We start from the raw sequence: 26,142 nt of genomic DNA, 5'->3' as shown, positions 1-26,142 counted from the left end.
AGAAGCTGCAGGCGACTTCCAGCAGCTTCTGCTTCCTTCTTATTCAAACTTTTATGACTCAGGTCTCGGAACAAAGCTTAATTCCCAATAAATCGTGCCGCGATAAGCAGTTGCTTGGGGGTTGGCACCAAGCGGGACTTCCAGTTCCACACTGTTTTCCATTGTTTCACTTGAGCCATAATGTTGGATCCACGTCCCTCCACCATGATTCTCTTGAGCCGAAGCCAAGGTTTTACTTTGACCTGCAATAAGTTCAATGGCTTCTTGATAGTCTGGCGTCTCCGACTCATTCGAACCAGTGGTTACCATATGGATATTTGACAAATAAACGCTTGCCCCTCTTAGTCGTTGCCTTTCATCATGCGTACCCACAAAACCCTCTTCAGATAAGCGAGCACTCAGTGTCCAACCAGTAGTAGCGACCCTCCGATCCGATACTTGGATATAATTGGGACGGTCCCCTTCATGCACATCCTCATAAACTTCCCACAACGCCTGCGGCTTTGCTGGATATCGAGTGGTACTTGAAAGAATTGGTACTTCTCCAAAATCGAATTGAGAAATAAAGTCGATGCTGACAAATCCCTGGTTTTCTGGCAAAACAGGAGGATTCACAGGATCGACCGTTTCATCCGGGCGAAAAGGATCCCGCGGGTCCACAATGTCGATTTTCTCTACAATCACCGAATCCTTTCCCCATCTCCCATTCAAAAACGCCTCGGCTGTCACTAGCTCTTCGTGACGAAAATGTTGGAAGTTTGGAAATTCGGATAAATCAAACTGAAAGTTTCCCTCTTCATCAGCTTGGACGTGAAAGAATTCTCTGCGTCCATCTGGATCCGTTACAGTACCAAGGGAAGGATTTGGTTCGGGCATAAATGCTTCCCGCTCAAAACGAATATAGCTATTGGGATTTGCTCTTCCAGAGATGATCCGAGAATTTGATAAGGTCGGATCTTCCGTTAATGGATTCAACTCTATTTCAACTTCAGAAACTTGCTCGAAAAGCAATCGTTGGCTATGAGTCGAAAAATGACTACGTACCCCTTGTTCCACTGTTGGATCCAAAGTTACGACACTGTTGATTGTTGGATTGATCCAAGTAAAGTTGGTACTCATATGAATCAAAGGCATCCACTCATGGGTAGGCTGCACCTCATCAAACTCACCGTATTGCCATTGTTTGATTCCTTGAAATTCGATTTCCAGTTCATTGGTTCCATTTAAGTTGATCAAACTTCCGTTATTAAAAGAAAGCGGCGCCGTTCGTTCTAAATTGACCTTTCGGGCCTCATTGAACGTCAACTTCGAAAGATTTCCAAAAAAGATCAAATTTTGAGAATCATTGCGACTGTCCGAACGAATATCTAAAATAGCATCTTTACCAACAGTGATACTGTTTTGAGGTTCCCAGAAGCCAACAACATGTGCCGATAAGTTGGGTTGATTTTCCGCATCAATTTTTAACATGCTACGTTCCTTTAGATTGATATGGGTGTTGCCTCCTTGAAATGAAAGAATATTCCAATTCCATCCATTCGTGTGGCTTCGATTCTCTAAGGATTGGATATGCACTTTGCTGTCTTCCAAGAGATCGATGGTATGGTTTCCATGAAGTGTGGAAATCGCAGAGGCGTTGATCTGAGTGTCAAGTTTTAATTCTGCTCCCTTGCCAACAGTCAGATTCCCACCACCATTTCCAAAATAGACATTCACACCATCGGCTTCCCCTCTACTCCCCTCAAAGTTTGCTTTCATGGAAACTTTGGCATTCTCTCCAATAATCAGTTCTGGATGATTAAAACCATGATAAAATAAATTTCCTGAACTGATGGTCGACAATTCTACTTCTGCATTAGGACTGATCCAAAGTCGATGGACTTCAAAATTTGCTTGATTCCAAGCATTGATCTGCCAATTTTCATTAAAAGTCGAACGGTAGCTTCGTGCTTGATGTGAGGTAACCTTTCCTGAAAGCACTGCGGTTGTACCCGGGGAATGTAAAAGCTGATTCCCAATGTTTTCAACATTATGGTACCGCATGGTGGATATGGCTTGATTGTTAGCACCCAAAGTAGTAACGTTCATAGGTCCGTAAAAATTCCCATGATAAAGGGTAATATTTTGATACGAAATATCCCAAGGAGATTCTGGTACCATCGTACTATCCAAGAAGCCAACAGCAACCGCACGAAAATCAATTTGGTATTTTCCTTGTCCATCAATAATAAGAGTTCTTGAGATTTCCGGTTGGCTGATATAGACATAAGATTCTCCACTCGTAATATTAATTGTACTTCCTGATACGCCTGAAGCTATACCTTCAATCGGATTATCACTAGATTCAAAGCTGTCGATCAACTTTATATGATTCACCTCTGGGTCCATGACAGCTTCTAAAAATTCTAGCCAAGAGCCTACTTCTTGTTCTCTTCGCCTATCTTCCAAAAGATCAAGATTGCCTTCATCCACCTCGATGTCATCAAAAAATGAACCATCTGATTTGACAGGATCCGCTGCTAAGTTAGTGCCACTCAGGTGGTCGTCCGTATCCATAGGGGATGTCTCCCCCTCTTCTCCGGATTTTCTTGCTTCCACGTTCAAGGTAAGCACTGCCTCTGCGACCGTTATTTCATAGGTACCTACGGATTCTATCGTCAGTGGTAGACTAAACGACGTCAACGGCACTTCGGAGTTCAGACGCCATTGCTCGGGATCCTCAGTTTGGGTGATCACTATTTCTTCCATTAAAAATGTTTCTTCTATGATCGTGGCTGCAGGCAGCTGGATGTCGATGCTTGTTAGTGGGCGGTTTGTTAAAAACATGATCGGAAACACTTCTCCAACATAGGCTTGCTGGATTTCTTCCAGAAAAGAAACCACCAACTCCTCTTGATCCTCTAAAGATTCTTCAAAAGAAGATCCAGTGAACACCTCGCCTAACGTACCTTCTCTTCCTTGCCATGCATGTAGTGGTTCAAAAAAGAACACACGAATAGACGGAAAAAACAAGTAAACACTAAATAGTCCTACCATAAGTGATAGTACTATCTTTAGTGTTTTCTTTTTCATTTTACTGATCCCCACCTTCCTTTGTCTTTTTTTTCTTGTTAATGATTAAAACAACAACGATGATCAATAACAAAACAAGTGCGGCGATTCCGCCAATCAGCCACCAATTGGTTTCTGGTTCCAATGTCACGTCTTCCTCATTTAAACGTCTCGCATCAGCAGCCGCAATCGTGAAGGGCTCTTCCCAATGCCATTCCTCTCCTTGTGAACGGGCCGTCAGAGTCAGGACATAGTCTCCCGGACGGAAACGCTCGCCATTTAGCGGGATCGGAAAATCCATCTGCGAATTTGGTGCCATCTGCATACTTGTGCGCTGTGTTTCATACAAGACGGTGTCGCTACCGCTGGCACGAATCTCGGCATCAATTTCTATGTGGTTGACGAAAGTCGGTGTATAATTTTGAATCTTGGCACTGATCACGTTCCGATAATTGACTTGACTGGCAAAAACGTCCAGCAATTCAAGTCCCGGATCCGTTGACGAGCGGTTATTGCTTACGACGACTCCTAAAATAAAGGCAAACTCATTACGAATCCCGATGCCTTCTGTTTCCGACTCTGCTGCCCCAGCATCGCGGACCTCTTCTACTCGGATCGCCCCTGCCAGTATCCCATCAAATTCTTCCTCAGGCATCGTCAGAGGCAGTGTAAGGATCCGTTCTTCTTGGGCTTCTAAGGTGATGACCCCTGGTGCTTCAATCAATTCGGCAATCGAGGCAGGCAATGTCGGGTCAGGAGCTTCGGCATCACGACCGTATTCTACTACTCCGTTGACGTTGGTGAAGGCAGTATGAGCCGATACTTCGACATCGATGGTTTCTTCCGATGTATTTTGGATGCGTAACTGCAATTCCTCTTGTTCCCCTGCGCCTAAATTCAGATCAAAATAACCGCTAGCACCGCCTTCGATCTGACTGTCAGGGAATATCGGGGTTACAAAAAAATTCAACTCTGATTCAATGTCATCATTTGCTCGTACTGGTGTCGGCCAAGCAATCAATGAGCATAGCACGATCATTGCAGTCAAAAGCCGCAGCCAGCGTTGGTTTGTTGGTTGTTCAATCACTGTTGTTTCTCCTTCCAAAAAAGGCAGGAATAACGGTCTACTCCTGCCAGTTGTTTCACATTATTGTTGCGTTGCTTTGAAGATTAATCGTTTTAGTTTGGCACTGTTTCGCCATTGGCATCCATCGCACTTGTTAAATGCCAAGTTAGTGTTGCCGTATATTCAGCAGCTTGTGGTGTAGCCGTTCCCGGGATATGCAGGCGAATAGCATGATTCAAAACTGGATCTGTTTCTGACTCGTGAGCAGCATTTAATTCTTCTTGATCCCCCCAGTAAATTGACGATACACCTTGCCCTTGTCCATCGGTAGCAGACATCACTGTAACGTTGGTCGAGTTTGCATGGATAATCAAACTCTCGTTTCCTAATTCGTTTGGTGTGGTAAAGGCATTAGGAAGTAACTGCAGTAAATAATCCCTATCCTCATGGTCATCAGGTAGTGCCTGCAGCTCTTCCTCAGTGTACTCATTGTGAACAATGGTTGGTTCAAGGAGTTCTAAATAAGCACCTCTCAAGTTTTCCCCACTTGATGTAGTAAACTCTGTTAAATCAAGATTCAGTTCCCACTGTGAATCAATCAATCCGCGAGTATCAACGATTTGTGCAAAGGATACAAATGGTACTCTTACCTCTTCGTCATTATCTCTTGAGATTTCCTCCTCATCATCACCGGTGACAAGCTTTTCTTGTTCAGCGATTATTGGATAAGATACATTAGCAGTTGAAATTCTTTGTACGCCAAAATCAAATTTTTTCGGTACATGGGCAATCGTTAACGGTCCGGTTGGTGGATCTGGATCAACGATTGTTACTGGTGGATACGGTACAGGAGGAACGACCTCTACGCTCTCCCCATCACCAGCTCGGAACTCAATATTGTTTTCTGTATTCTGACGACGTCTTTCTCCACTCGGCTCTTGGTTCGGTGTGGGTTCATCATTTGCTACTGCTTGTACACCGCCTGCGAAGATTGTAGAGGTCAGTGTTGCGACTGTTGCTAAGCGAATCCATTTCATTTTTATTCCTTCTTTCTTTTCTTTTAGTTTGTTTCATCGGCTTGCGCCGTTGGAACTGTTTCTCCTGATTGCGAGGTAGTGGTCGTCAATTGCCACGTCAAAGTCGCCACATACAAGGCTGCATCTTTAGCAGTCGCTCCCGGGACGAACAATTGGATCGCCTCATTGCGAACCACCGGCGCCTGGGCTTGGACCTGCGCATTCAATTCATCTTGATAGCCCCAAACGACGGATGATGTGCCTGCTCCTTTGCCGGCATCAGCAGTCAGAACAGCTTGTGCTGAACCATTGGCATCCAAATGCAAGCCTGCTTCATGTGCGGCCGGTGCGTTTTCTTGGTTGTGGCTATTGTAGTCAACTTCTCGTGAGGCAAAGATGATTTGTGCCCCTCGCAGTTCGTTGTGTTGCGTCCCTGATTCAAACGCACTTAGTGCTACAGTCAAACGCCAGCCAGCATTTGACCCACGGGTATCTTGTACTTGGGCGAAGGAAACATACGGTACTTGGTTTTCTTCCCCTTGGGTATCCGCTAATTGTTGCTTTTCTGCCACCATCGAATAGACGGCATCTCGGTTGGAGATTTCTTGGGTACCAAAATCCAAAGTCGGCGCATAAGCGATCGTCAATGGTCCTGTTTGTCCATCTGGTCCGATCGGCGGTATCTCCACATCGGGGCCATCGGGGCCTGGATCAGGCGGTAACACTTCCGTCGGGTCTCGATCATTGGGCACAAAACTGACTTGCCCATCGGTTTCAGCGACTCTTACTTCAGCGGCGGTCCCTTGGATCCCGCCAGTCAAAAGGGTTGCGGCAAGTACGGTGCTCGTTGCAAATCGCAAAAATCTCATAAGATCATTCCCTTATTCTCTATTACTCAACTTTTCTTGTGTTCTTGAGGTTGTTCGTTCTTTTTGGTACCTGCGTGTCTTCTTCACTGTTGAATAGCCAGCGATCAATAGCAGCAATGATCCGAGTGCCGTGGCACTGGAACTTTTTCGGGTATTTGTCTGCGGCAAACGTCCCCCATCCCCGCCAGGTTGTGTCGGTCCGGTCGGTGGTGAAGGTTCTGGTTTGTCTGGTTCATAGACACCCGTGAACTGGACTGAGCCTTCTGTATCGACGGAACGCTCTTCTTGTGCCGAAACTAAAATCGTCGAAGCACTGATCACTTGAAAAAAAGCAGCGAAGATCATCAGTTTGACCCAAAAATTCCCCCTCGCTCTTTTCATTCTCCCTCCCCCTTTTTGACATCATCAAGCCTAAAAACCACCCTTTTTTAGACACCTTTACTTAGACGGTAACCTTGAACAAAGTCGATTGGTCTTTGTTTCAGTTGGCTTCCAAAAACGCTGGGTTTTATCCTCGATATACTTCATTATAGCTATCTTTGTGATGCGGGAAAAATCAATAAATTCACTGGCTGATGAAATCTATGCCTAAATAAAAAAACAAACCCCCGTTTTAAATAAATTATTCAACATAGGATATGGCTAAAGTGAGAAATCCTTAACATATACCAAAGTGCTTGTTACCATAGAAAAATCATATATCAATCTCCAAAGCACCTGCAGTTCTCCATTCTATAAAAGCCACAATAAAATAACGGTAAAAAAAGGAGGGGGACTATCCTTATTAAGAACGTTCCTCTCTTTTCATCTGATCCCCCAAGCTACGTTTGTCGGGTATTCTTTCTTTTATGTTGTTTTTCTTAGAATCACTAAACTGATAAGAACATGAAGCATGCCTGTCAGTGGTCATCTCCTGCTCGTTTGGTATTTCTCTACGGAAAACAGTTGGGTGGTTCCTCGACGATTGGCGGATCATCAGCTATGGTTCTTCTTTCGGAGCGCCACCTTTCCCATTCATTTTCACTTATCCAGCCCTTTCCCGATACTCTGTTGTTGCCAATACAGATGTAGCCAAACCAACGCATACTCCAATAGCTATTGCAGCGCTAAAAACTTTGGCGTCTCTGTCCATTGCTTTATCTTCTCTATCTAATATCCTTCGGTACTCCCTTGAAATGCCGCTTGGCTAAATCAGCCATTCCTCCATGAAGCATTTTATTGACTCTCTCGTATGTAGTTCTTCGGCCATCCATTTTTTGATTACTATTTACAGAACGAATCGATTCTTCCAGCCTCCCCCTTAAGAATTTTTCATTTCCTTGAAAAAAGCTCTCCACGGGACATTTGAAAACAGGCCTATTTGTTAGCACAAAAAAACAGCAAACGATCCCTTCTTGGTTTCACCAAAAGAAGCAAACGTTTGCTGCAGATTTGTTTATGTTAAGTAAGAGCCCGCGAAAGGCTCGTCTCGGTCGTACTATTTATGTATACTTTTGCTTACAAACAAGCGATTTCTTCCTATGAAAAAACGCTTCTTTGCTGATCATTGCTGTTTAATTCTTGATCATTCTCCTAAAGATTGCTTCTCTTTCCTTGTTCTGCCACGCTGGACCCAAAAATACATAACCAGCAGAAAGAAATAGCCAAGCAAAAGAATGGTTTGCCCCAATTGAAGCCAGCTGCGAAGGATCGCAGATATGCTGGGAAGAAATCATACATGCCGTATTGTGCCACCGATATGCCTACCGACAAGGAGGCAAAAATAATAAAAAGTTTCATTCCGTTCATGTCCTACCTTCAAGCGCTTTTTGCTTTTTTTCACGTCTTACACAGTAATTATTTTAATGAAGAGAAAAAAACATTCGCCTTTGTCGTTGACTTTAGCGGTCAATCTGTTGTTTCTTAAAAACAACTCTTACTCAAGCAAGGAAGACCAACCAATTGCCTTCCCCACTGCGTTGTTTGAGTAGTCCATCTGCTCTCTGTCATTCTCAAGGGTACGTTCCACCTGAAAATCATCCTTTTAGCCCCACTACTACTCTCCATTTATTTCTCCAAAAAACTATCTATAAAACTTCCCCAATAGTCTATTGAACATCATCGTTTCCCATTTATCTCAATTTTTTTCCTAACTCTCAGGTCTACTCGACGTATTAGACATAAAACTTCAGGACTCCGCTAAGTGTTCACTCAAATAAATCAAGCCCATTTTGGGTTTTTGCGTTAACTTTGCCCCCGTGATCTCACGGTAAAAATACTTATGGTCATTTTCTATCATTTCAATGACTTCTTCCTCACTCATCCCAAGGTCATCTAGCAATCCCTCTTTGCGATTGTTGCTGATTTCCATCAATATTTGCAATTGTGCATCAATCGCCAATAAGTGGCCCCACTGAACAAACAGGTTTTCTTCCTTGCTATGAAAAATCGTTAAAAACTCTTTTGCTAACCGATGATAAAAGGCATTTATTTTAGGAAAAAAGCGTAACACCCCTTGTTTTTCTAGCTCTGTTTGAAAATGCGCCAAATATTCTTCTGCTCCCGCTATCTTTTCTGCCAGCATATTAGCCTCCTCGTAATCTATCTGCATGTTCGTTTCCAGTTTACACTTTCTGGTAACCGTAGATGTTCTTCAACCAATCAATGTCTTCTATTTTCTTTCTCTCTCATTCGTGGATACCCCTCAAGTACACTGCATTTCTAGGTATTGATGGCACATTCACTCATTTGCTAGTTACATTTACTGTTTATTTTCTCCCTTTTGATCCAACCAACAGTTCACAGGTTTCCTCTTGAGAAAAAACAAATACTCCTAAGCATCGGACTATGGTCTCACTATAGCGTCAAATATCCTTAAAAAAAAATAGCAATTTTCACCTGTCGGTGAAAAAACCTACATTGTATCAATTAGTTTCAAACGTTTACATCCACCAGAATAATAAAAATGGGATATTTAGTCAAATATAATAAAATTAAACATAAAAATTGAAGTTTTTTAACCAATTGTTTATAATGTGTTTAATTCTTTTTTAAATTCAACGGGGGCAACTATGAAAAATTTTCAGCTAAAATTTATCAAAAATCGTTCTTTAATCCGACGATTGCAATTATTAAATGAATTTGAGAAGAATCCATCTGCAACATTGGGCGATTTATCAGAAGTAACAAAAAGCAGTACCCGTACGATCATTGCGGATATTGCCATGATTCGCGACTATTTTAATGACGCGATCGAAATCTATTCCTCTAAGTTTGGGTATTTATTTGAAGAACTTGATCCCGAGGGGTATATCAAACAAAAACAAAATTTAGTTAAAGACGAGCCATTTTTTATGATTTTGGAGAGTATTTTTTTTGATGAATTACAATCTGCTCTGGATTGGAGCTTGACCCTTAATCTTTCGGAACAAGCATTGCTCAGTTACTTAAAAAAAATGAACGAATTATTAAAGCCCTTCAAACTTCGTCTATCAACAAACCCTGTCACATTGATAGGTTCCGAAATCGATATTCGCCGCTTTTTTTGTCTGTTTTATTATGAGTCAGATATCAATGTCAATACGATCTTCCCATCGCTGGATGTCCAAGATGCTGTCATTGAGATCACCAATCTTTTGCATTCAAAAAAGCAACCGGCTTCTACTTTTTCTTACTTTTCCTATATTCTCTACATTACACTGGAACGCAGCAAGAAAGGGTTACAAGTCGAACTTTCACCTGAACTAAAGGACATCTTTTATGCTTATCATTCATTGATTGCTCCAGATACGTTAAGAGAGATCCTTTATTCCTATTTTCATTACCATCTGCCAGAGGACGAAATCATTTATTTGTTACTTTGTCTCATCTGTCGCCGAAAAATCAATCATCCTTCGATCGAAGAATTTTGCCGAAAGTATAATCGCTGGCCTGAGATCCAACAAGTGACAAAAGATTTCTATGCCCTAAATCAAGGCAATTCCTATGATGAACAAAAAGATTTACACTGGTTAGAATCATTTTTTACGATTGTGAAAATACGCGATATGCTCTCGCCCATCATGAATGTCAATATTGACGATCTTACGCAATTCGTCAAAGAGAAGTTTTCCCACGAATATAAGAGAAACTATGCATTTTTGGCAAAACACAAGCTAGTCAAAAAGCTGTATTCATCCTCCTATCTTGACGATTTCTGTGCCAGCTTAACGATTCATATGGAAGCGATCAAAGAAGAAAATTGGGGATCACAACGGACGATCGCCGTGATTTTTGAAGGAAATGAATATGTTTGTGAATATGCCGAAAGTATCGTGCGAAAATATTTGGGTCGCTTCCATACATTGTATTATCCTAATGCCAGTGAACTCTCCCCTACCTATTTAAAAGAAAAGCAAATTGATCTATTAGTCACCAATTATTCGGAGTATACGACAGAATACTTACTGGAAGTAGAATGCGTTCTTCTAAAATCGTTTCCAGATGCGACAGATTGGAATCGATTACTTAATCAAATCAATCCACGGATCTTGCGTCTGGTTGTATTGGACAATGCGTAGGTCAGCTATCTTATGGAATCATCACGGTCACAAAGCATTTCGAAGTGTTATTTTATAAAAACCATTCTTACCCAACGAGTGGTTGACACTCTGATTTATCTCAGCGATCACAGTGTTCATTTCTCGCTGAGATAAATCAAGCCATGGGGCGCTTTCTGGTTTGTGCCGATCCCTGCCATTTGTCGGTAATAGACATTTTTGTCCTTTTTGATCATTTCGACGATCTCTTCTTCTGCTAATTCGATTTCTTTAAAAAAGTCGTGTCGGAAAAAATCTAAAAACATTTGCAGTTGGGCATCGATTTCTAGCAAATCCGCCATTTGTTGTAGCACATTATCGTACTCGGTATAGCAAATTTCTTTGAATCGTGTTTGCAACTCTGTACATACTTGTTTGATTAGGGGAAATTCCTGCAAGTAACAAAGTTCGTTGTAATTTTTTAAATAGGCTTCTGGTGTCATATGTCCTTTTTTCATCATGATTGCATCATTCCTATCTTTCATCTGAGAATTATTTTGCACCTGGACCATTGTTAAAGTTTAAAGTCGATCAATGACATGAGTCTGCGCCAATCGGTTGAGTTCGGGATTTTATTGAACAATAAATACACGCCAGAACAAGAAAAATTCGACATATGCTCATTATAATTTGTGACGACGATATCAAATTGGTTCGCCTCAAAATAGCCGGGATTGATATCTAATACATTCGGAAAAAAGAGTTTCTGATAACTGCCTAGATACTTACGAGCAGTGACCTGAATTCGTTGCGAGATAAATTGATTCCCTTCTAACAGGAACGCAATTTTTTTAGGCTTCCCCCAGTACAATTCTTTCACGCAGTCCATATGAATGGTAAACACTGCGCTGATATCTACGATCATGTCTAAAGACAGACACTTCAGTTGTTTGAATTGTTTTTGTAAGAACGCTGTGTTTTGTGCCATTTCCTCTGGAAAATGTTTTTTTACAAATGAGATCAAATCGGGAATCACTTTGTTCAAGACCGGTGAAAGTTTATTTTTTAGTAAGATCGTCGCAAAAAACGACTGGATCAAAACCGTACTATATTCCAGCGCATACGGCGGTACGCCTGCCTCCTTTAGATAACGTTGGGTTAGTTGCAGGATCTGCGAGTCTTTGCCTAACTTGTTGCAAAAGTCCCTTTCCATATCAATATCAAACACCGTTCGTTTTCCCATCGATAACGCATAAAAGTAGATGATTTCTTTTTCGGCGATCGTCGTTTGCAAATGGTTCGATAGCATCGTCTTTAATTTTTTCAGCTCAAGATAATACTCTTTACGAAACTGCTTGACGATGGTTGGATCGATCGTGACGTAATGGCCATGAGAGGTTCGCTCTAAAATGATATAAAGCATGTAACTGATTTCCTCAAAGGCAAGATTAGAGAAATTGCTATCGAATTCTTCTTTTTTCAAGTTTAAACCGATCTCATGAATGATCAACGGCGGAAATACGGTATGCGGCGTACTATCGGATTCATAATAAAAGTTCAGAAAAAAATGGCGAATATTGACTTCCTCACCAATAAGATCAACGGTGGTTTTGTTTAATGTCAGTTGGTACTGTGCTAAAATTGGGTCGATCTTTCGAAAATACCGCATCAACGTGGCAGGGGAAATAAACAAAATGTCTGACCACTCATTGATGGTCAATATTTCCCCTAAAAAAATGCTCTCAAAGATGCGAAACAACGGCTCGTTACTGATCAAATTCCGTTTTTTTTCTAAGTAGCTTTCTGTGTCGATGACTTGTAGCTGATAGCCACTATTTGACGTTTCCATTTCGATAGCATCTTCGAAATACTCTTTAATGTTTTGTAAATCTTCAATGATGGTTCGGCTAGAGCTTTTGATCACTTTTGACAACCCACGGATCGGTGTATGAGAAGCGTGCTCCATATGTTCTAGCAAATGTAGCCACCTTAGCGTCGTTTTACTAATGACAAAAGATGATTGGAATTGTCTCATAGATTCGCCTTCCTCTACTCGAAATAACTTTTTAATTCAGCCACGATTCGCTCACTGGCTTGTCCATCTCCATAGGGATTTTTGGCTTGCGCCATCTGTTTGTATGCTGCCTCATCAGACAATAAATGAACGATTTCTGAATACACATGCTCCTCATGGGTACCAATCAGTTTTAAAGTCCCTGCTGCCACCCCTTCTGGGCGTTCCGTCGTTTCACGTACGATCAAGACAGGAATCCCCAAGGAGGGTGCTTCTTCTTGAATCCCTCCTGAATCGGTCAAAACAAGGTAGCTGCCTGCCAGTAACTGATAGAATGCAGGGGCATCCAATGGTTCGATCAGCTCAATATTTTGCTGCCCTTCTAAATAGCGCTTGGCTAGTGTACGGACACGAGGGTTTTTATGCATCGGAAAGACCATCGTCAGTGCGGGATAAGCAACAGCGATCCGTTTTAGTGCACGAAACACTTGTTCCATGGGTTGCCCAATGTTTTCTCGCCGGTGCATTGTAACTAAAAGGATTTTTTTTTCACTAATTGGTTTTCGGTCTTTTTTTTGTGCCAAGGTGTGGTACAAAGCATCAATAGACGTATTGCCAGTAACGACGATGCGGTCTTGTGGATGATTTTCTTTTAGCAGATTTGCCTGACTTTGATCTGTAGGGGCAAAGAGAAAATCTGCTAGTTGATCAATCAACCGGCGATTCATTTCTTCTGGAAACGGATCATTCTTGTTACCTGTTCGTAGCCCAGCCTCCACATGACCAATCAAGATCTGCTGATAAAAAGCGGCCAGCGCAGCTGCCACTGCCGTCGTCGTATCGCCATGGACCAACACTACGTCTGGTTCTTCTGATTGAAAAATACCTTCGAGTCCTTCTAAAATACGACTGGTGATACTAGACAAGGTTTGATTTTCTCGCATGATAGCCAAGTCGTAATCAGGGGTCAGCTCAAACGCCGCTAATGTTTGCTCAAGCATTTCTCGATGCTGCCCTGTCACGACGATCTTTGATAGGAAGCGTGGATCATTTGCTAGTTTTTTTATGACCGGTGCCATCTTGATGGCTTCTGGTCGTGTACCAAAAATAGATAATACCTTTATTTTTTGCATCGTACTTCTCCTTTTTTTCAGCAATTTGAGCATTAATCAAGTTGCTTTTTGTAAATCTTCTGCCAGCGCTTCATATACGACGTTAAGGCATACTGTTGCTCAATCGTTGCTCTGGCTTGTTGGCTGCTTTTGATTCGTTCTTCCTCGTTAGCTAACAGACCGCTCAACGTCTCGATCATTGCTTGAATATCACCGGCAGCTACTAGGTAGCCGTTTTCACCCGATTGGATCAACTCTGGGATTCCCCCAACCTTCGTCGTTACATTGGGGATACCTGCCGCCATGGTTTCTAAGATCGCCATCGGCAAGCCTTCGTGATAAGAAGGGAGAAAATGGATGGCTGCCTTACGAAAAACAGCTGGTAACGCATCGGTTGCTACCCACTCATTTAAGAACACATTGGTGAGAGCCTCTTCTTGGAGCTGTTGGGCAACCTGTTGATTTTCTTGATCGCCAAATAACATAAAGCGAATCTCGGGAAAGGAAACAGCCATTGCTTTTGCAACTGCCAACAGATCAAAACTGCCTTTTCTTTGCCCGATCCTGCCAAGAGTGATGATCCATTTTGCGGTGGGGTCATAAAAGGATTCCTCCGACACCGCTACGGCATTTGGCAAGACCTCGATTGAGGTATCGGTAATCGTTTGGTAAAATGCTGACCAGCTACTACTTAGCACTACGAGCTGATCCACCCGAGCTAAGGTAAAACGGACCCACCACTTTGCCCACGAAGGACTGTTTTGATAAAACTGGTCAAATTGCGAAGCATGCATATGAAAAATCGTCTTGCAATGTTTTGGTGCTAGCAACAACAGCAAACTCTTGCGATAGAAACTGCCCTTTTGCGCAACGTGGAAATGAAGGATCTGGCACCTTTCTTTTTTGATGTGCCGACGAAACGTAAGAAACGCTTTGAGCTGCGTCCAATATTTTCCTTTTTCCGACCAAGTCTTATGGACGACGAAACGCACGTCCTCTGGCGCTTTTGCTTTTTGGAAATTATGAATGACCGTTGCGATCCCCCCTTTTGCTGCTGGATCTGGACCGATAAGTAAGATATTCATGCTTTGTTGATTTTCCTTTCTTGTACAAATCTAGTTACCTGCTTTAGTTCCTTGCGATAAAGAACAACGACGAAGAGCATCAGCAGCAAAACGAGGCTCTTTTCCAGCCAAAGAATGCGATTGAATGCCGTAAACAGCGCAAAGCAATACAGCACGATCGAAAGGCTGACTTGCCGTTTGACTGAAAATCCCTGCCAATACCTCATTGAAAAATATGTACGGGCAAAAAAGAAGACCAAGTACCCTAATGCCGTAGCACAAGCCGCTCCTGTGGCGCCAATTGTCGGTACGAGTAGGAGATGACCAAGGGATGCGGCTAAGACCGCCAGCAAAGAGGCAGCAATATTCAAATGACTTTTCTTATAAAAAACGATCCCGAGATTGGTCGTTTCACTGATCGTCATCATCAAGGGATAAAAACATAACAAGGGAAACAAGTACTGGGCCTCTAAGTAGTCTTGCGACAATAAGATGACGATCGTTTCTTTGAAAAAGACCATCAGTAAAAAGAAAATCGACAAGACGAACATGATAAAGTGACTGACTCGTTCGTAATAAATCAATGGTTTGCCTTTTTTGAACCATTCATAGGAGGTGGGAATCCAAAAATTGGCAAAACTAACTTGTAGAATCATCAAGGCACTTGCCACTTTGAATGCAGCCGTGTAGATACCCAAAGCGGCAAAATCAGCAAAATAGCGCAGCATCATTTTGTCGATAATCATTAACAGGCTATAGAGGAACGTTCCCACCACCGTCGGCAAGCCAAAACGACTCAGCTTTTTGATCAGGTTGCGATCGATTTGGCGAATGAGCGGCACAAAAAGCGCCAGGTTTGCCAGAATCAACAGACAATCACCGATAATCTGACCGAAGAGCATGCCATAGACCACCGTAATAAACGTCGGCGGACCAAAAAAGAGAAACAGCAACGTGATGAACAAGACCATGAATTTCACCAAAATACTGTAAACGGAGAACTGGATCGCTTTGTTTTGCATTCGAACCGTTAACAAAAGAAACCGTTCAAAAATCAGCAGTCCCGACGAAAGAGCAAATAAATAAATCGCACGGGTGTACTGTGGAGACTCAAATAAAAGCTGCGAGAAATCTGCTGCAAAAACCACTAGGATCAGCTGAAAGAAAAATGAACCGAGCAACGGGACGAGCATCGCTTGTTGCAATAACTCGCGTTTGTTTTCGTGGTCATGGTATTCCCTCGTAAAGGCTTGGTCGAAGCCGAGATAGATCACGTATATCAAAAAGGTCTGTGCAAGGAAAAACATACTGGTCTTCCCATATTCTTCGGGTGTCAAAAAGCTGGTCGTTACGGGCAAAAGCACCAAGTTTAAGACCGCCGAACCTAACGAACCGAGGGAGAAAAAGCCCAGCCTCAAAAGTAATTTTTTCAATCAGTTGTTCACTCTTTCTCTGTTAAAATAATGCCTCCACAAATCAATCCTAAAAAGGTGGAAGACAATGCCGAATACAAAACATGCCCGGCAAAAAAACTATAAAAAAGCACCACGATCAAGGCAAAACTATAAACCGATCGTTTTCGTGGCTGAAAGGCCAAATAGACAAAATAGGCGAGCATTAGCAGCAATAACGCTATTCCCAGTAGGCCTTGCCCGAAAAGGGTGTCGAAGAAGTCCATTTCAATTAAGCCAAGACGACCAAAGTGTGCCAAACGGTATTCAAAGCCTTGGCCAAAGATCATGGTAAAGTGTCGGGCCTCATCATTTAAGAAGGCGTTCATCCCACCAATCAAAAAATCACTTCTTGAACTAGAAAGTAACCGGATCAAGTCCCCGTCGAAAAGATGATAAAAATACACTATGCGAAGATAGGTTCCTTCGACGGCTTGGATCAGCAATGGTAGTCCTTGAATAAGCAGCCAAGCAATCGTAATAAAACTCATAAACCAGATAAACAATTGTTGCAGAAATGCTTTACGTTCAATGCCTAGCACCAATCGGATTAAAAGATAGAACAACACACCGACACCATAAAACACGCCGGTTTTCGTACCGACCAAGACCAAACAGACGAAATTTCCAGCGAATAAACTAGCCAAAAACAGTGAAAACTTATGGGTCTGTTCTTTGATCGAAACAATTAGTGCCTGGACTGTAAAGGTGATTGAAACAATAAAGGCAAAGCTCGTATCATTATTGGCAAAGAAATAGCCTTTATACCCAGCATCAGAATTGTCATAAGTTTGGTAGCCTAGCCCTAAAAAATAAGGAATCAGTAGCCCCAAGGTGAAGCAGACACTGATAACAATAAACAAGCTGTCGTAGTGCAGTTTGGAGAAGTCGTTTTTTCGTTGATAGACATAATAAGGAATCAGTACCCATAAGAGGTATTTGATATACACCGATAGATCCTCGATCACCCACTGCCAGCTGTACCCTAGAAAAAGTGCTTGTAACAGAAAAATCGTAAGCGTCACAGCGATAAACCCATACGTTAAATATGTATAGTAGCTATGGGGAATCTTTTCTGTCACGATCATAATCACTAAGAACAAAAAGAACAGCAAACGGTAGAACACGCCAATGGGAAAAGGAATGCCCAGACTTAGAAATAAGCCGTTTAAGACGTCGATTATCGGAAAAATGGCCACAATCCCCAGGAAGAAGCGGTGATGGCTTTGCTGTTTTGATTTCATGCGTTTCTTCTTTTTTCTCCCCACACATACTGTAAAAAGCGTAAATTTCCTATGATATAGCGATCAAACATCCTGACTGGCTCTTGCGCAAAGCGATAAAACCATTCCAAACCTGCCCGCTGCATCCACAAAGGCGCTCGTTTGGTTTTGCCTGCGACGATATCAAAGCTGCCGCCAACGCCCATCGCAAATGGCACTTGCAACACTTCGCTGAATGTATCGAGCCAAATCTCTTTTTGCGGGCTAGAAAAAGCGACAAACAGCAAGTCTGGTTGCGTCCGTGCAATCTCTTTTGCCACGTCCAATGATTCGACTTCGGAAAAATAGCCATGGTGAAAACCCGCTATGTTCAGGTCGGGATAGAGCTGTTGGTCATGTTTGACGACGGCTTCTACGACTTCGGCAGTTGCTCCTAAATAATAAGGACGCCAGCCTTTTTCTGCTGCCAATTTGACCAGCTCGCGAAAAAGATCGATGCCTGTTACCCTTTCTGGTACCGGGCACCCTAAATATTTCGCTGCCCAGACAATCGACTGCCCATCAGCCGTGATCAAAGCTGCCCGATTGACGATCGATCGCAACGAGGGATCTTTTCGCATCAAGTTTATTTTTCCCGCGTTAATTGAAACATGCTGTGCGGGCATCCCCTGTTCGATCATTGCCTCGATCTTAGTAATGGTTTCCTGAAAGTTTAAGGAATCGAGATTGCTGCCTAAAAGTGATACACGTACTTGTTGCTCCATTAGAATGCTCCTTTGGGTAAGAAAACAACGCCAATCGTTTTCATAATTATTTTCAAGTCCAATAACCAGCTCAGGTTATTGATGTAATAGAGATCCAATGCGACCATCTCTTGAAAGCTCAATTCGTTTCGTCCACTGACTTGCCACAACCCTGTGCACCCGGGTGTGACACACAATCGTTGCTTGTCTTTTTCTGAATAACTGACGACTTCTCTTTCTAAAGGAGGACGGGGGCCGACCAGTGCCATCTCCCCTTTCAAGACATTGATCAATTGGGGCAGTTCATCAAGACTCGTTTTTCTTAAAAAACGGCCTAAGCGCGTCACTCGCGGATCTTTCTTCAGCTTGAACATGGCCCCTTCAATTTCGTTTTTATCAAGGTATCGCCCTAATAATTGATCGGCATCAGGCACCATCGTTCGAAATTTGTACATCACAAACGTGGCCTCATTTTTGCCAACACGAACTTGCTTAAAAATAATCGGTGCCTGCCAGTTAGAAAATTTGATCCCTATACAAATCAGCAGTAACAGCGGGCTAAGGACGACTAATAAGCCCAAGCTAAAGATAGTTTCTATCGTGCGTTTCCAACGTAAATAGCTAGTCGCTTGAACCCTTGACTGCTTGTCTAAAGCGGGTCTTTCCACAAAGTTCCCCTCCTTAATAATAGTAATTTTCACCCGTGTCCGTGCCATTCGCCACGACACCTAAGATGTTTGCGTTAACTAGGCGTAGCTTTTTGACGGCATTTTTTGCGGATTGTTTGTTCGTTTTATCCGCATGAACGACTAAAAGTACACCGTCGACTTTCTTGGCTAGGATCAAGGCATCCGAAACGACATTGACTGGTGGCGTATCAATAATGACCACATCGTATAGTTGTTTGACCTCTTGCAAGGCTGCGGTCATTTTCGAAGAAGCGAGCAGATCATTAGGGTTTGACATAATGGCTCCACTAGTGATGATTGAAAATTCGCAATCTTCTAAAATCACTTGTTGGACACAGCTTTCGATCGAGATGTCCCGTCGGATATAGTTGGACAAGCCCACGTGCATTTCTTGTGAAAACAAATAATGTTGGGTGGGTTTACGCAGATCCGCATCGATCAATAAGGTTCGGTTCCCTTTTTGGGCATAGGCGACCGCCAAATTTGCCGAGACCGTGGATTTTCCCGTACCGCTTTCTCCTGAAGTAATCAAAATCGTTTGAGCATCTTGTTGTTGGCATAAATAGTCGACATTTTCGCGAATCAACTTGACTTGTTCGCTGATGATGGAATAATTTTCCTTCATGCTACGCATCACACACGCTTCCTTCCTCTAAAGCTTCTCGACTGGATGGTTTTAAACGAAGCAACTCGTTTTTCTTTGCTTATCTCTCCGATGACCTTTACCCCTAAGACCTCTTCGATTTCCGTATTCGAAGCAAAACTGCGCTCAAAAACCAACAGGAGGAACACATACGTAAAAGCGAAAAGAAGACTTAAAAAAGTGGTCAAACTGTACAACAAAAACTTGTTTGGACGAGCAGGCGTTTCTTGTGGCAAAACGGTTCCTTCTGCTAAGATCGTGACATTATCAATGTTCATGATTTTAGGGATCTCTTCACTAAAAACGCTGGCGGTCGTATTGGCGATTTCGGCTGCGATCTTCGGACTTTGATGGTAAGCGTTGATTTCGATGATCTGCGAGTTGGTGGCATTGGTAACACTCAAAATCTCCGACAATTCAGACACATCGTAGCTTCCCTCTAGCGCCTCACTGACTTCATTTAAGATGCGAGGACTCATGATGATGGTGCTATAGGTACTGACGAGTTGAAGGTCTGCCTGAATCGTCTGGTTTTCCAGACGATTGCCAGCTATCGTTTCTGACTGACTAATCAGCAACTGTGCACTTTTTTGATAAATGGGTTCAGCAAACAGGGTTAGATAAAGCAACATCGCTAGTAAGGGAATACTAATGATCATGAGGATCCAGCCTATTCGTTGCTGAAGGACTTGCTTCAATTTTTTCATATTTATTTCTTTATTCATTGGTTTTCCCTTTCAATAACAGAAATAGCAATCAAACCATTTACTGGGCGCTTGGTAATGACCCAAGAGAATAGGCAGCCTCGAACCTCGTTTTACCTGTCACAATATTTTTCGTGTCAAAAACGATTTTTTGTTTCATCGCTTGAATGGCTGCCGGCGCTATGTCTTTAAAGGCATCATGGTCACAGAGGATCAATGCCAGATCACTGTCTGTTAGTGCTGCTTCAATTTGTGCAACATCAGAAGTGGCGACATAAGGATCATAGGTAGTGACTTGCAGAGCTTTCTTTTGTTTCAATCTTTTGGCGATCTCAACAGCCGGACTTTCTCTGGCATCGTCAATGTTGCCCTTATACGCCAACCCTAGGACCGCGATTTTGTTTCCACCATGAATCGCTAAGATCTCTTCGACTTTTTTTATAATGAATTCAGGCATCTCTGTATTGATCATCCGCCCCAATTGAATTAACTTCGCGTCATCAGGTGCTGCCGCGACAACAAAATACGGATCGACTGCTAAGCAATGACCGCCGACACCAGGTCCCGGTTGATGGATATTGACCCGTGGATGCTGATTGGCTAACTCAATCACTTGGAGTGCATCAATGTTTAGGCGATCCCCAATTTGGACCAATTCATTGGCTAGTGCAATGTTCAAGTCGCGATAGGTGTTTTCCATCAATTTCGATAGCTCAGCGATACTTGCAGAAGTCTCCAGCACGTTTCCTTTGACGAAGGTCTGATAAATGCGTTTGCCTTGTTGGGTGCAAGCGCTCGTCATGCCACCAATGATTCGATTGTTCATCACCAGCTCTTCAAAGATTTTCCCTGGCAAAACTCGCTCTGGGCAATGCAACAAATAGAGATCTTCTCCAATGGTATAACTTGCTTTTTCAAAAAAGGGTCCAACGATGTCTTCCATCGTGCGGGGTTGAATGGTCGATTCAACAATGACTGTGTTGCCTTTTTCAAGATAGGGTAAGATAGCAGCCATCGCCGCTTTCACGTAGGACAAGTCGCAACTACCAAATTGATCGGCGATATTTGGCGTTGGTACGGCAATAATAAAGACATCCGCTTTTTCTGGTACCAACTGTGCATTGAATGTCTTTTTCGCTAAAGCTTGTGCTAGATAGCGATCAATGTCGGGTTCTTCGATTGGTGCCTGACCTGCTTGAAGTGATTGAACGACTGTTTCTGACACATCAACCCCAACGACTTCAATCCCATGGTTTGCAAAAGTAAGTGCTGTGGGCAGCCCGATATACCCCAATCCAATAACGTTTACCTTCATTCGCTCTTAACATCCCATTCTGCTAATTGTTCTTCACCGGGTTTATAAATCAGTTTTTTCGCCACTTGTCCTTCTTCTAAAGCAAAGGAAACTTGTCCAGTGATGGTTTCACCTACAGCGATCTCATTGCCAAACATCGCCATGGTATGATCAAGTTCAAGAAATTCTCCCTCTTCAGTTTCTAAAAGAAAATCAATCGAACCTAATCCAGCGGCAACTGACCCCATATTTTCTGCTGTGATGGTAAATGTATGTAATACTTGTTCCCCATCTTCTGTTTTCTTTTGATTGATTTCTTGTTTGTCGATGATGATCTTTAATCCACCAATGATCGATTGCGGCTCGGCATTGCTTTGATCCGTGATTTGTTCGATTGGTTCGCTGCCTTGGGTAGTATCCGTCTTTGCTTGGTCATCCGCCGAGCAAGCCGCTAAAAAACTCCCCATGAGGGCAAGGCTAAAGAGGCTAACGATTTTTTTCTTCATGTTCATTTGCTTTCTCTCTTTCTATCAATGAAGAGCCCCTTGCAACAGGCAAGGTCCAAGGGGCTCTCGTAGTTTCTGTTTCTTATTCTGTGATTGAAACGGTTGCTTGTGCAATCTCTCGTGTACTTAAGTCAGCAAAGCGATGCAATGCATAGATCGTCATCTGGCTGTCTTTTGTCACACTGTTGGCTTGTTCTTGGTTCAAGTAGGCGGTAAAGGTACCATCCGCAAAACCGCTCACCCACAGGATCATGCCATCAATTTCAAGTCGAGCAAAGTTGATGTCATCGCCTGTATAGGTCCCCGTAATGGTTCTGTCTCCCAGCTTGTATGGATTTGGCGTAATCGTTCCAGTAAATTCTTTATCGATAGTGACTACACTGCGATCCAATTCGGTGTCTACCGGACGGCCACTAACAACCTCCCGATGGTAAGCAACCAATTCAACTGTTTCCGCATCGCGAATCAAGTCGCGGGTCGTTTGATTGACAAAGTAAGTAAACGTCTGGTTTGCGGTGTTAAAGGTGCCTCCCCATGAAATTGAACGTCCATCAACGATCAAGTTGGCGAAATTCACATCGCCTGTAAAGGTTCCGGTAATTTCACTCTCTGTCACTTTGAAGGCTGCTGGTTGAATCGTGCCTGCTGCTTTGACGATTTCTACCGGCTGCAACACCAGCTTATGATCAATCGTTTGTCCATCGACTGTTTCACGATGGTAGGTTTGCAATTCTACTTTCGTTGCCGTTCTGATCTGGTCTCTAAATTGTGCGTGAACAAAGAATTCAAAGCGGCCAGTTTCTTTATTGAATGTGCCACCCCAGTTCCCTACAGACTGTCCATCAATCACTAAGTTGGCAAAATTGATATCTCCCGTAAAGGTTCCCGTAATCATGGTATCGGTGTAACTGTATTGATCCGGTGTGATCGTCCCTTGAAGTTGATCAATCACTGTTACTTCTTTGGTTTCTAGCACTTCGATTGCTTCCGTGTTACCGTTAATTTGGCGGTTCAACGCTTGGATCTCAACTTTATCGCCCGCTTTGATTCCAAGATTCGCTACATAAAACGAGAAGGTGCCATCGGCATTGAAGGTACCACCCCATGCATTAGAAGGCGTGCCATTGATCACTAAACGTGCAAAATTGACATCACCCGTAAAGGTCCCTGTAATCATTGTTTCGCCAACACGATATTGATCCGGTGTGATCGAACCAGCCAAATCTCTAGTTAATTCAACGGTTGTCCGATCAAGTACTTTGCCATATTGATCCAAGGCTTCGATTTCTACGACATCATCTACGGATTGGATGCGATTGCCGATAAAGAATTCAAACGAACCATCAGCAAAATTCCCACCACGAACGGATGATCCATTTACATACACACGGGCAGATACAACATCACCGGTATACGACCCTCTCAGGAACTGATCGGCCGAAGAAACATTGTAGCTTGCTGGTGTAATCGTGCCTTCGGTGTTTGCTGGATCAGTGACAACGATCGTTGAAGCAATATTTGATTGCAATCCATCGATGCTTGCTTGAGCAGTAATAATTGTTCCCGCTGCTTGCGGATCAATCTCTACTTCAAAATTGCCATCACTGTCAACAGTGGCATTTTTCGTTTCAGAATCGCCTATAGTAATTTCCACATGTGCATCTGGTTCGGCTGTTCCGCTAACGGTAGTGGATGTGGTTGTCACCTCATTCAATGTTGTTTCGGCGATCGTTGCTCGATCAACCATGGTTTCTGCAATATTTGATGAAATGCCATTTAAGGTTGCTTGGGCGGTAACTACCGTACCAGCTTGTTGTTTCTCAATCGTCAATGCATAGATGCCATCACTACCCACTCGTCCATTCGCAATGATCGTGTCACCGGCTTTGATCGTAATCTCAGCATTCGGCTCAGCCGTTCCCGTCACACTTGTGGAGTCAGTATTTAGCTCGGAAATCGTTGTTTCGGCAATCGTTTCTTTTTCACTATCCTCTACAACTGTTTCTGCAACCGATTGAATACCATTGGACGTTGCGGTAACAGTCACTTTTGTTCCAACTGCTAATGGTGCGTTCGGAATCGCAAATTGATAAGTTCCATCACTTGCAACGCGTCCCGTTAAACTTCCTTGTCCTTCAATAGTGACTGCTAAATCGGCATTTGGCTCAGCTCGCCCCGTAATGTGCGTTGAGCTTGTGGTTAAGTCGTCAATGGTCGTTTGTTGAATCGTTGCGGTATCCACAAAGTCACCAAAAGCGATTTTTCCGATTTGAGAACTATTGAATGTTGCGTTGAAGATTGAGTCATTGGATTCAATCCGCGAAGTAACTTGTTTGTTCGTATAAGTATTTAGTGAGAAAGAACCTTGTCTAAACTCTGGATAATTAAAGCTGGGCTCTCCTGAAAAATCAGCTGATCTTCTCCAAGTTTGCATTCCTGTCGATGAGTGGATCGTGTAGTTCGTTGTTCCTGGATAGGACCCAATTGCGGTTCCATTCGTATGATTGTTTTGGATTCGAACATTTGATCCTTCGTGGAAAGTGCTTGATTGTCCAACGTTTACCGTTGAATACGTGCTTCTTCCCACGACATCCAGTGTTCCCCCAGATAATACGGTCAAAGCACCTCGCAACCCCAATGCTTCTTGTGTTTTTTGCGTATTTGGCGCACTTGTGATCTTAAACGTTGCATTCGAATTAACTACTACGCTTGAGGCACTTCCTTCGATCAAGACTGCTTTTGCTGTATTTGAAGGATTGTTTTGAGTAACGTCTAATAAACTGCCTTCACCTAAATCAATTCGACCACCACTTGCAAGATAAATCGCACGAGCTGTTCCATTGTTATTTGCAACTACAGAAGCACCACTGCCGATATTCATTCGGACATTCGAAGTAGCCCAAATCAAGGAACCTGCATTTAATCGGTTTTCGCCAAAGAAATTAGCTGAAGAATTGCTAGCGGCTAAATAGAGTAAGCGCCCCGTTGCATGACTATTTTCATGAGTAACGTTTGTGAAGGAAACACTGGACGTTCTATTTTGATAGATCGTATTTGTTGCATGAGCCACGATTCTCACATTTCTGATACTTAATCCTTGATTTACCGTATTTCCATACAACCGAACATTATTCCCGAAGGTTAACGTATGACCATTACCTTCAATCGTTTTGGTCGTCCCTGTCCATGTCACACTACTGGTCATCGTGATGTTATTGGCTAAGCTGATTTGTGTAACCGTCGCATTGGCTAACGCTGTCCGTAATTCAGCATCAGATGTTACTTGGACACTTGCCCTTGTTGAACGGGTTTCAGCAGCGTCTTCTGATGATTCGTTAGAATTACTTTCTGAGGTTTCTTCATTTGGTGCATCCGCTTGTTCATCATTTTCTGCGACTTCATTATTTTCTGAAGAGTTCTCAGTAGAAACTTCTGTTTGAGCTTCTTCACTTTCAGTAGGAGAACCCTCTGTTTCCTGAACTGCTTGCTCATTGGTTGCTGTATGGTCATTTTCTGTGCTTTGAGTTGCTTCACTATCTGATAATAAATTTGGAGCTTCTATTCTCTCTTGTGTCACTCCTGAAGAATTATCAGTTTTTTCTGTCGCCATCGCATTTATTGGCAACGCCGATAAAGTTAAATGACTAATCAACAATAAACCTGTGACTTTTTTACTAAATTTGTTATTCATAAGTAACTCCTTTTTCTCTATTCTTTCTCTTGTACTTTAAAGATTCATTTCACGTTTTTATCAGTCACCCTTTCTTACTCCCTCGAAAAAAATCAGTTATAGCTCTTATCGGAACAACCTATTCGATACAAACTCTCTAAAAACCTAAATTAGAGCTATAAAATAATGCTTTTTTGACGAAATTTTATCGTTTTTAACGAGATTAAATTTACCATGGTTGATCATCAATCGATAAATCAAGATTTGCAAACCTGTATGAATAAATTGATTTTCATTTTCTTTTTAAATAAGGCATTTTAAAAGTTTGTGCAAAAAAAAGTGTTATAAAAAAAAGACGATTCCTTATCATTTAAAAAGGATCGTCCATTTTTGTTATTACCTGTAACCACTTGACTCAATACGATGGATACAAGGTTTCTGCCTACTAATTCTTAGTATTATCACAAACATTTTTAACAACAGTTCCTTTCAACAGAACGCTTCTTTTCTTCAAAAAAGGTCCCAAAAAAA

21 protein-coding genes are annotated in these 26,142 nt (G+C 42.6%); 1 reads left to right on the top strand and 20 read right to left on the bottom strand.

Annotated elements, in window-relative coordinates; genetic code table 11:
• Positions 1-51 precede the first annotated feature (51 nt).
• The 7 genes from IGJ26_RS02930 to IGJ26_RS02900 form a co-directional block, all read right to left on the bottom strand.
• Positions 52-3,072: a WxL domain-containing protein gene (locus IGJ26_RS02930; protein WP_194199919.1), complete on the bottom strand. Its 3,021-nt coding sequence runs from the start codon at positions 3,070-3,072 to the stop codon at positions 52-54.
• A 1-nt stretch (position 3,073) separates the two neighbouring features.
• The gene (locus tag IGJ26_RS02925) at positions 3,074-4,138 is read right to left on the bottom strand and encodes a DUF916 and DUF3324 domain-containing protein (RefSeq protein ID WP_194199918.1); all 1,065 of its coding nucleotides are present in this window, start codon (positions 4,136-4,138) and stop codon (positions 3,074-3,076) included.
• Between the two features lie 92 nt (positions 4,139-4,230).
• Positions 4,231-5,154, bottom strand: coding sequence for a WxL domain-containing protein (locus IGJ26_RS02920; RefSeq protein ID WP_194199917.1), 924 nt, complete (start codon positions 5,152-5,154; stop codon positions 4,231-4,233).
• A 23-nt stretch (positions 5,155-5,177) separates the two neighbouring features.
• Positions 5,178-6,002 (bottom strand): WxL domain-containing protein, encoded by an 825-nt coding sequence (locus IGJ26_RS02915; RefSeq protein ID WP_194199916.1) that lies wholly within the window; start codon positions 6,000-6,002, stop codon positions 5,178-5,180.
• 12 nt (positions 6,003-6,014) lie between these two features.
• Positions 6,015-6,383 carry an LPXTG cell wall anchor domain-containing protein gene (locus IGJ26_RS02910; RefSeq protein ID WP_008378002.1) on the bottom strand — a complete coding sequence of 123 codons (369 nt, stop codon included), beginning with the start codon at positions 6,381-6,383 and terminating at the stop codon, positions 6,015-6,017.
• Positions 6,384-7,574: 1,191 nt separating this feature from the next.
• Positions 7,575-7,790 carry a hypothetical protein gene (locus IGJ26_RS02905; RefSeq protein ID WP_228085392.1) on the bottom strand — a complete coding sequence of 72 codons (216 nt, stop codon included), beginning with the start codon at positions 7,788-7,790 and terminating at the stop codon, positions 7,575-7,577.
• A 379-nt stretch (positions 7,791-8,169) separates the two neighbouring features.
• Positions 8,170-8,565, bottom strand: coding sequence for a DUF7006 family protein (locus IGJ26_RS02900; protein ID WP_008377999.1), 396 nt, complete (start codon positions 8,563-8,565; stop codon positions 8,170-8,172).
• A gap of 487 nt (positions 8,566-9,052) precedes the next feature.
• On the opposite strand from IGJ26_RS02900, the gene IGJ26_RS02895 reads away from it, so the two are divergent.
• The gene (locus IGJ26_RS02895; RefSeq protein ID WP_194199915.1) at positions 9,053-10,540 is read left to right on the top strand and encodes a helix-turn-helix domain-containing protein; all 1,488 of its coding nucleotides are present in this window, start codon (positions 9,053-9,055) and stop codon (positions 10,538-10,540) included.
• A 116-nt stretch (positions 10,541-10,656) separates the two neighbouring features.
• Here the strand turns inward: IGJ26_RS02895 and IGJ26_RS02890 are convergent, their stop codons facing one another.
• The 13 genes from IGJ26_RS02890 to IGJ26_RS02830 form a co-directional block, all read right to left on the bottom strand.
• Positions 10,657-11,019 (bottom strand): DUF7006 family protein, encoded by a 363-nt coding sequence (locus IGJ26_RS02890; RefSeq protein WP_194199914.1) that lies wholly within the window; start codon positions 11,017-11,019, stop codon positions 10,657-10,659.
• Between the two features lie 53 nt (positions 11,020-11,072).
• A complete protein-coding gene (locus IGJ26_RS02885) occupies positions 11,073-12,533 on the bottom strand; it encodes a helix-turn-helix domain-containing protein (RefSeq protein ID WP_151196446.1) in 1,461 nt (486 codons plus the stop codon).
• 14 nt (positions 12,534-12,547) lie between these two features.
• Positions 12,548-13,645, bottom strand: coding sequence for a non-hydrolyzing UDP-N-acetylglucosamine 2-epimerase (gene wecB / locus IGJ26_RS02880; RefSeq protein WP_194199913.1), 1,098 nt, complete (start codon positions 13,643-13,645; stop codon positions 12,548-12,550).
• 32 nt (positions 13,646-13,677) lie between these two features.
• The gene (locus IGJ26_RS02875; protein ID WP_194199912.1) at positions 13,678-14,709 is read right to left on the bottom strand and encodes a glycosyltransferase family 4 protein; all 1,032 of its coding nucleotides are present in this window, start codon (positions 14,707-14,709) and stop codon (positions 13,678-13,680) included.
• Positions 14,706-16,121 (bottom strand): oligosaccharide flippase family protein, encoded by a 1,416-nt coding sequence (locus IGJ26_RS02870; RefSeq protein ID WP_194199911.1) that lies wholly within the window; start codon positions 16,119-16,121, stop codon positions 14,706-14,708. Before IGJ26_RS02870 ends, IGJ26_RS02875 begins: the two co-directional genes overlap by 4 nt.
• A gap of 8 nt (positions 16,122-16,129) precedes the next feature.
• Positions 16,130-17,383 carry an O-antigen ligase family protein gene (locus IGJ26_RS02865; protein ID WP_429947383.1) on the bottom strand — a complete coding sequence of 418 codons (1,254 nt, stop codon included), beginning with the start codon at positions 17,381-17,383 and terminating at the stop codon, positions 16,130-16,132.
• Entirely contained in the window at positions 17,380-18,126 is a 747-nt protein-coding gene (locus IGJ26_RS02860; protein WP_008377984.1) for a WecB/TagA/CpsF family glycosyltransferase, read from the bottom strand. The genes IGJ26_RS02865 and IGJ26_RS02860 overlap by 4 nt, the downstream gene beginning before the upstream one ends.
• A complete protein-coding gene (locus tag IGJ26_RS02855) occupies positions 18,126-18,773 on the bottom strand; it encodes a sugar transferase (protein ID WP_008377982.1) in 648 nt (215 codons plus the stop codon). The genes IGJ26_RS02860 and IGJ26_RS02855 overlap by 1 nt, the downstream gene beginning before the upstream one ends.
• Positions 18,774-18,786: 13 nt before the next feature.
• A complete protein-coding gene (locus IGJ26_RS02850) occupies positions 18,787-19,428 on the bottom strand; it encodes a CpsD/CapB family tyrosine-protein kinase (RefSeq protein WP_008377979.1) in 642 nt (213 codons plus the stop codon).
• Positions 19,428-20,162 (bottom strand): YveK family protein, encoded by a 735-nt coding sequence (locus IGJ26_RS02845; RefSeq protein WP_061053764.1) that lies wholly within the window; start codon positions 20,160-20,162, stop codon positions 19,428-19,430. The genes IGJ26_RS02850 and IGJ26_RS02845 overlap by 1 nt, the downstream gene beginning before the upstream one ends.
• Positions 20,163-20,202: 40 nt before the next feature.
• Positions 20,203-21,456 (bottom strand): nucleotide sugar dehydrogenase, encoded by a 1,254-nt coding sequence (locus IGJ26_RS02840; RefSeq protein ID WP_061053763.1) that lies wholly within the window; start codon positions 21,454-21,456, stop codon positions 20,203-20,205.
• On the bottom strand, positions 21,453-21,947 hold the full coding sequence (locus IGJ26_RS02835) for a hypothetical protein (RefSeq protein ID WP_194199909.1): 495 nt from the start codon (positions 21,945-21,947) through the stop codon (positions 21,453-21,455). Before IGJ26_RS02835 ends, IGJ26_RS02840 begins: the two co-directional genes overlap by 4 nt.
• Positions 21,948-22,023: 76 nt before the next feature.
• Positions 22,024-25,632, bottom strand: a complete 3,609-nt coding sequence (locus tag IGJ26_RS02830) for an immunoglobulin-like domain-containing protein (RefSeq protein WP_194199908.1) — start codon at positions 25,630-25,632, stop codon at positions 22,024-22,026.
• Between the last annotated feature and the right edge of the window lie 510 nt (positions 25,633-26,142).

The sequence above is a fragment of the Enterococcus sp. AZ095a genome (assembly GCF_050546735.1).
GTDB classification, from domain to species: domain Bacteria; phylum Bacillota; class Bacilli; order Lactobacillales; family Enterococcaceae; genus Enterococcus_D; species Enterococcus_D entomosocium.
Note: the sequence above shows the minus strand (reverse complement) of the source record. Positions and strands in the feature narration are given on the sequence as shown.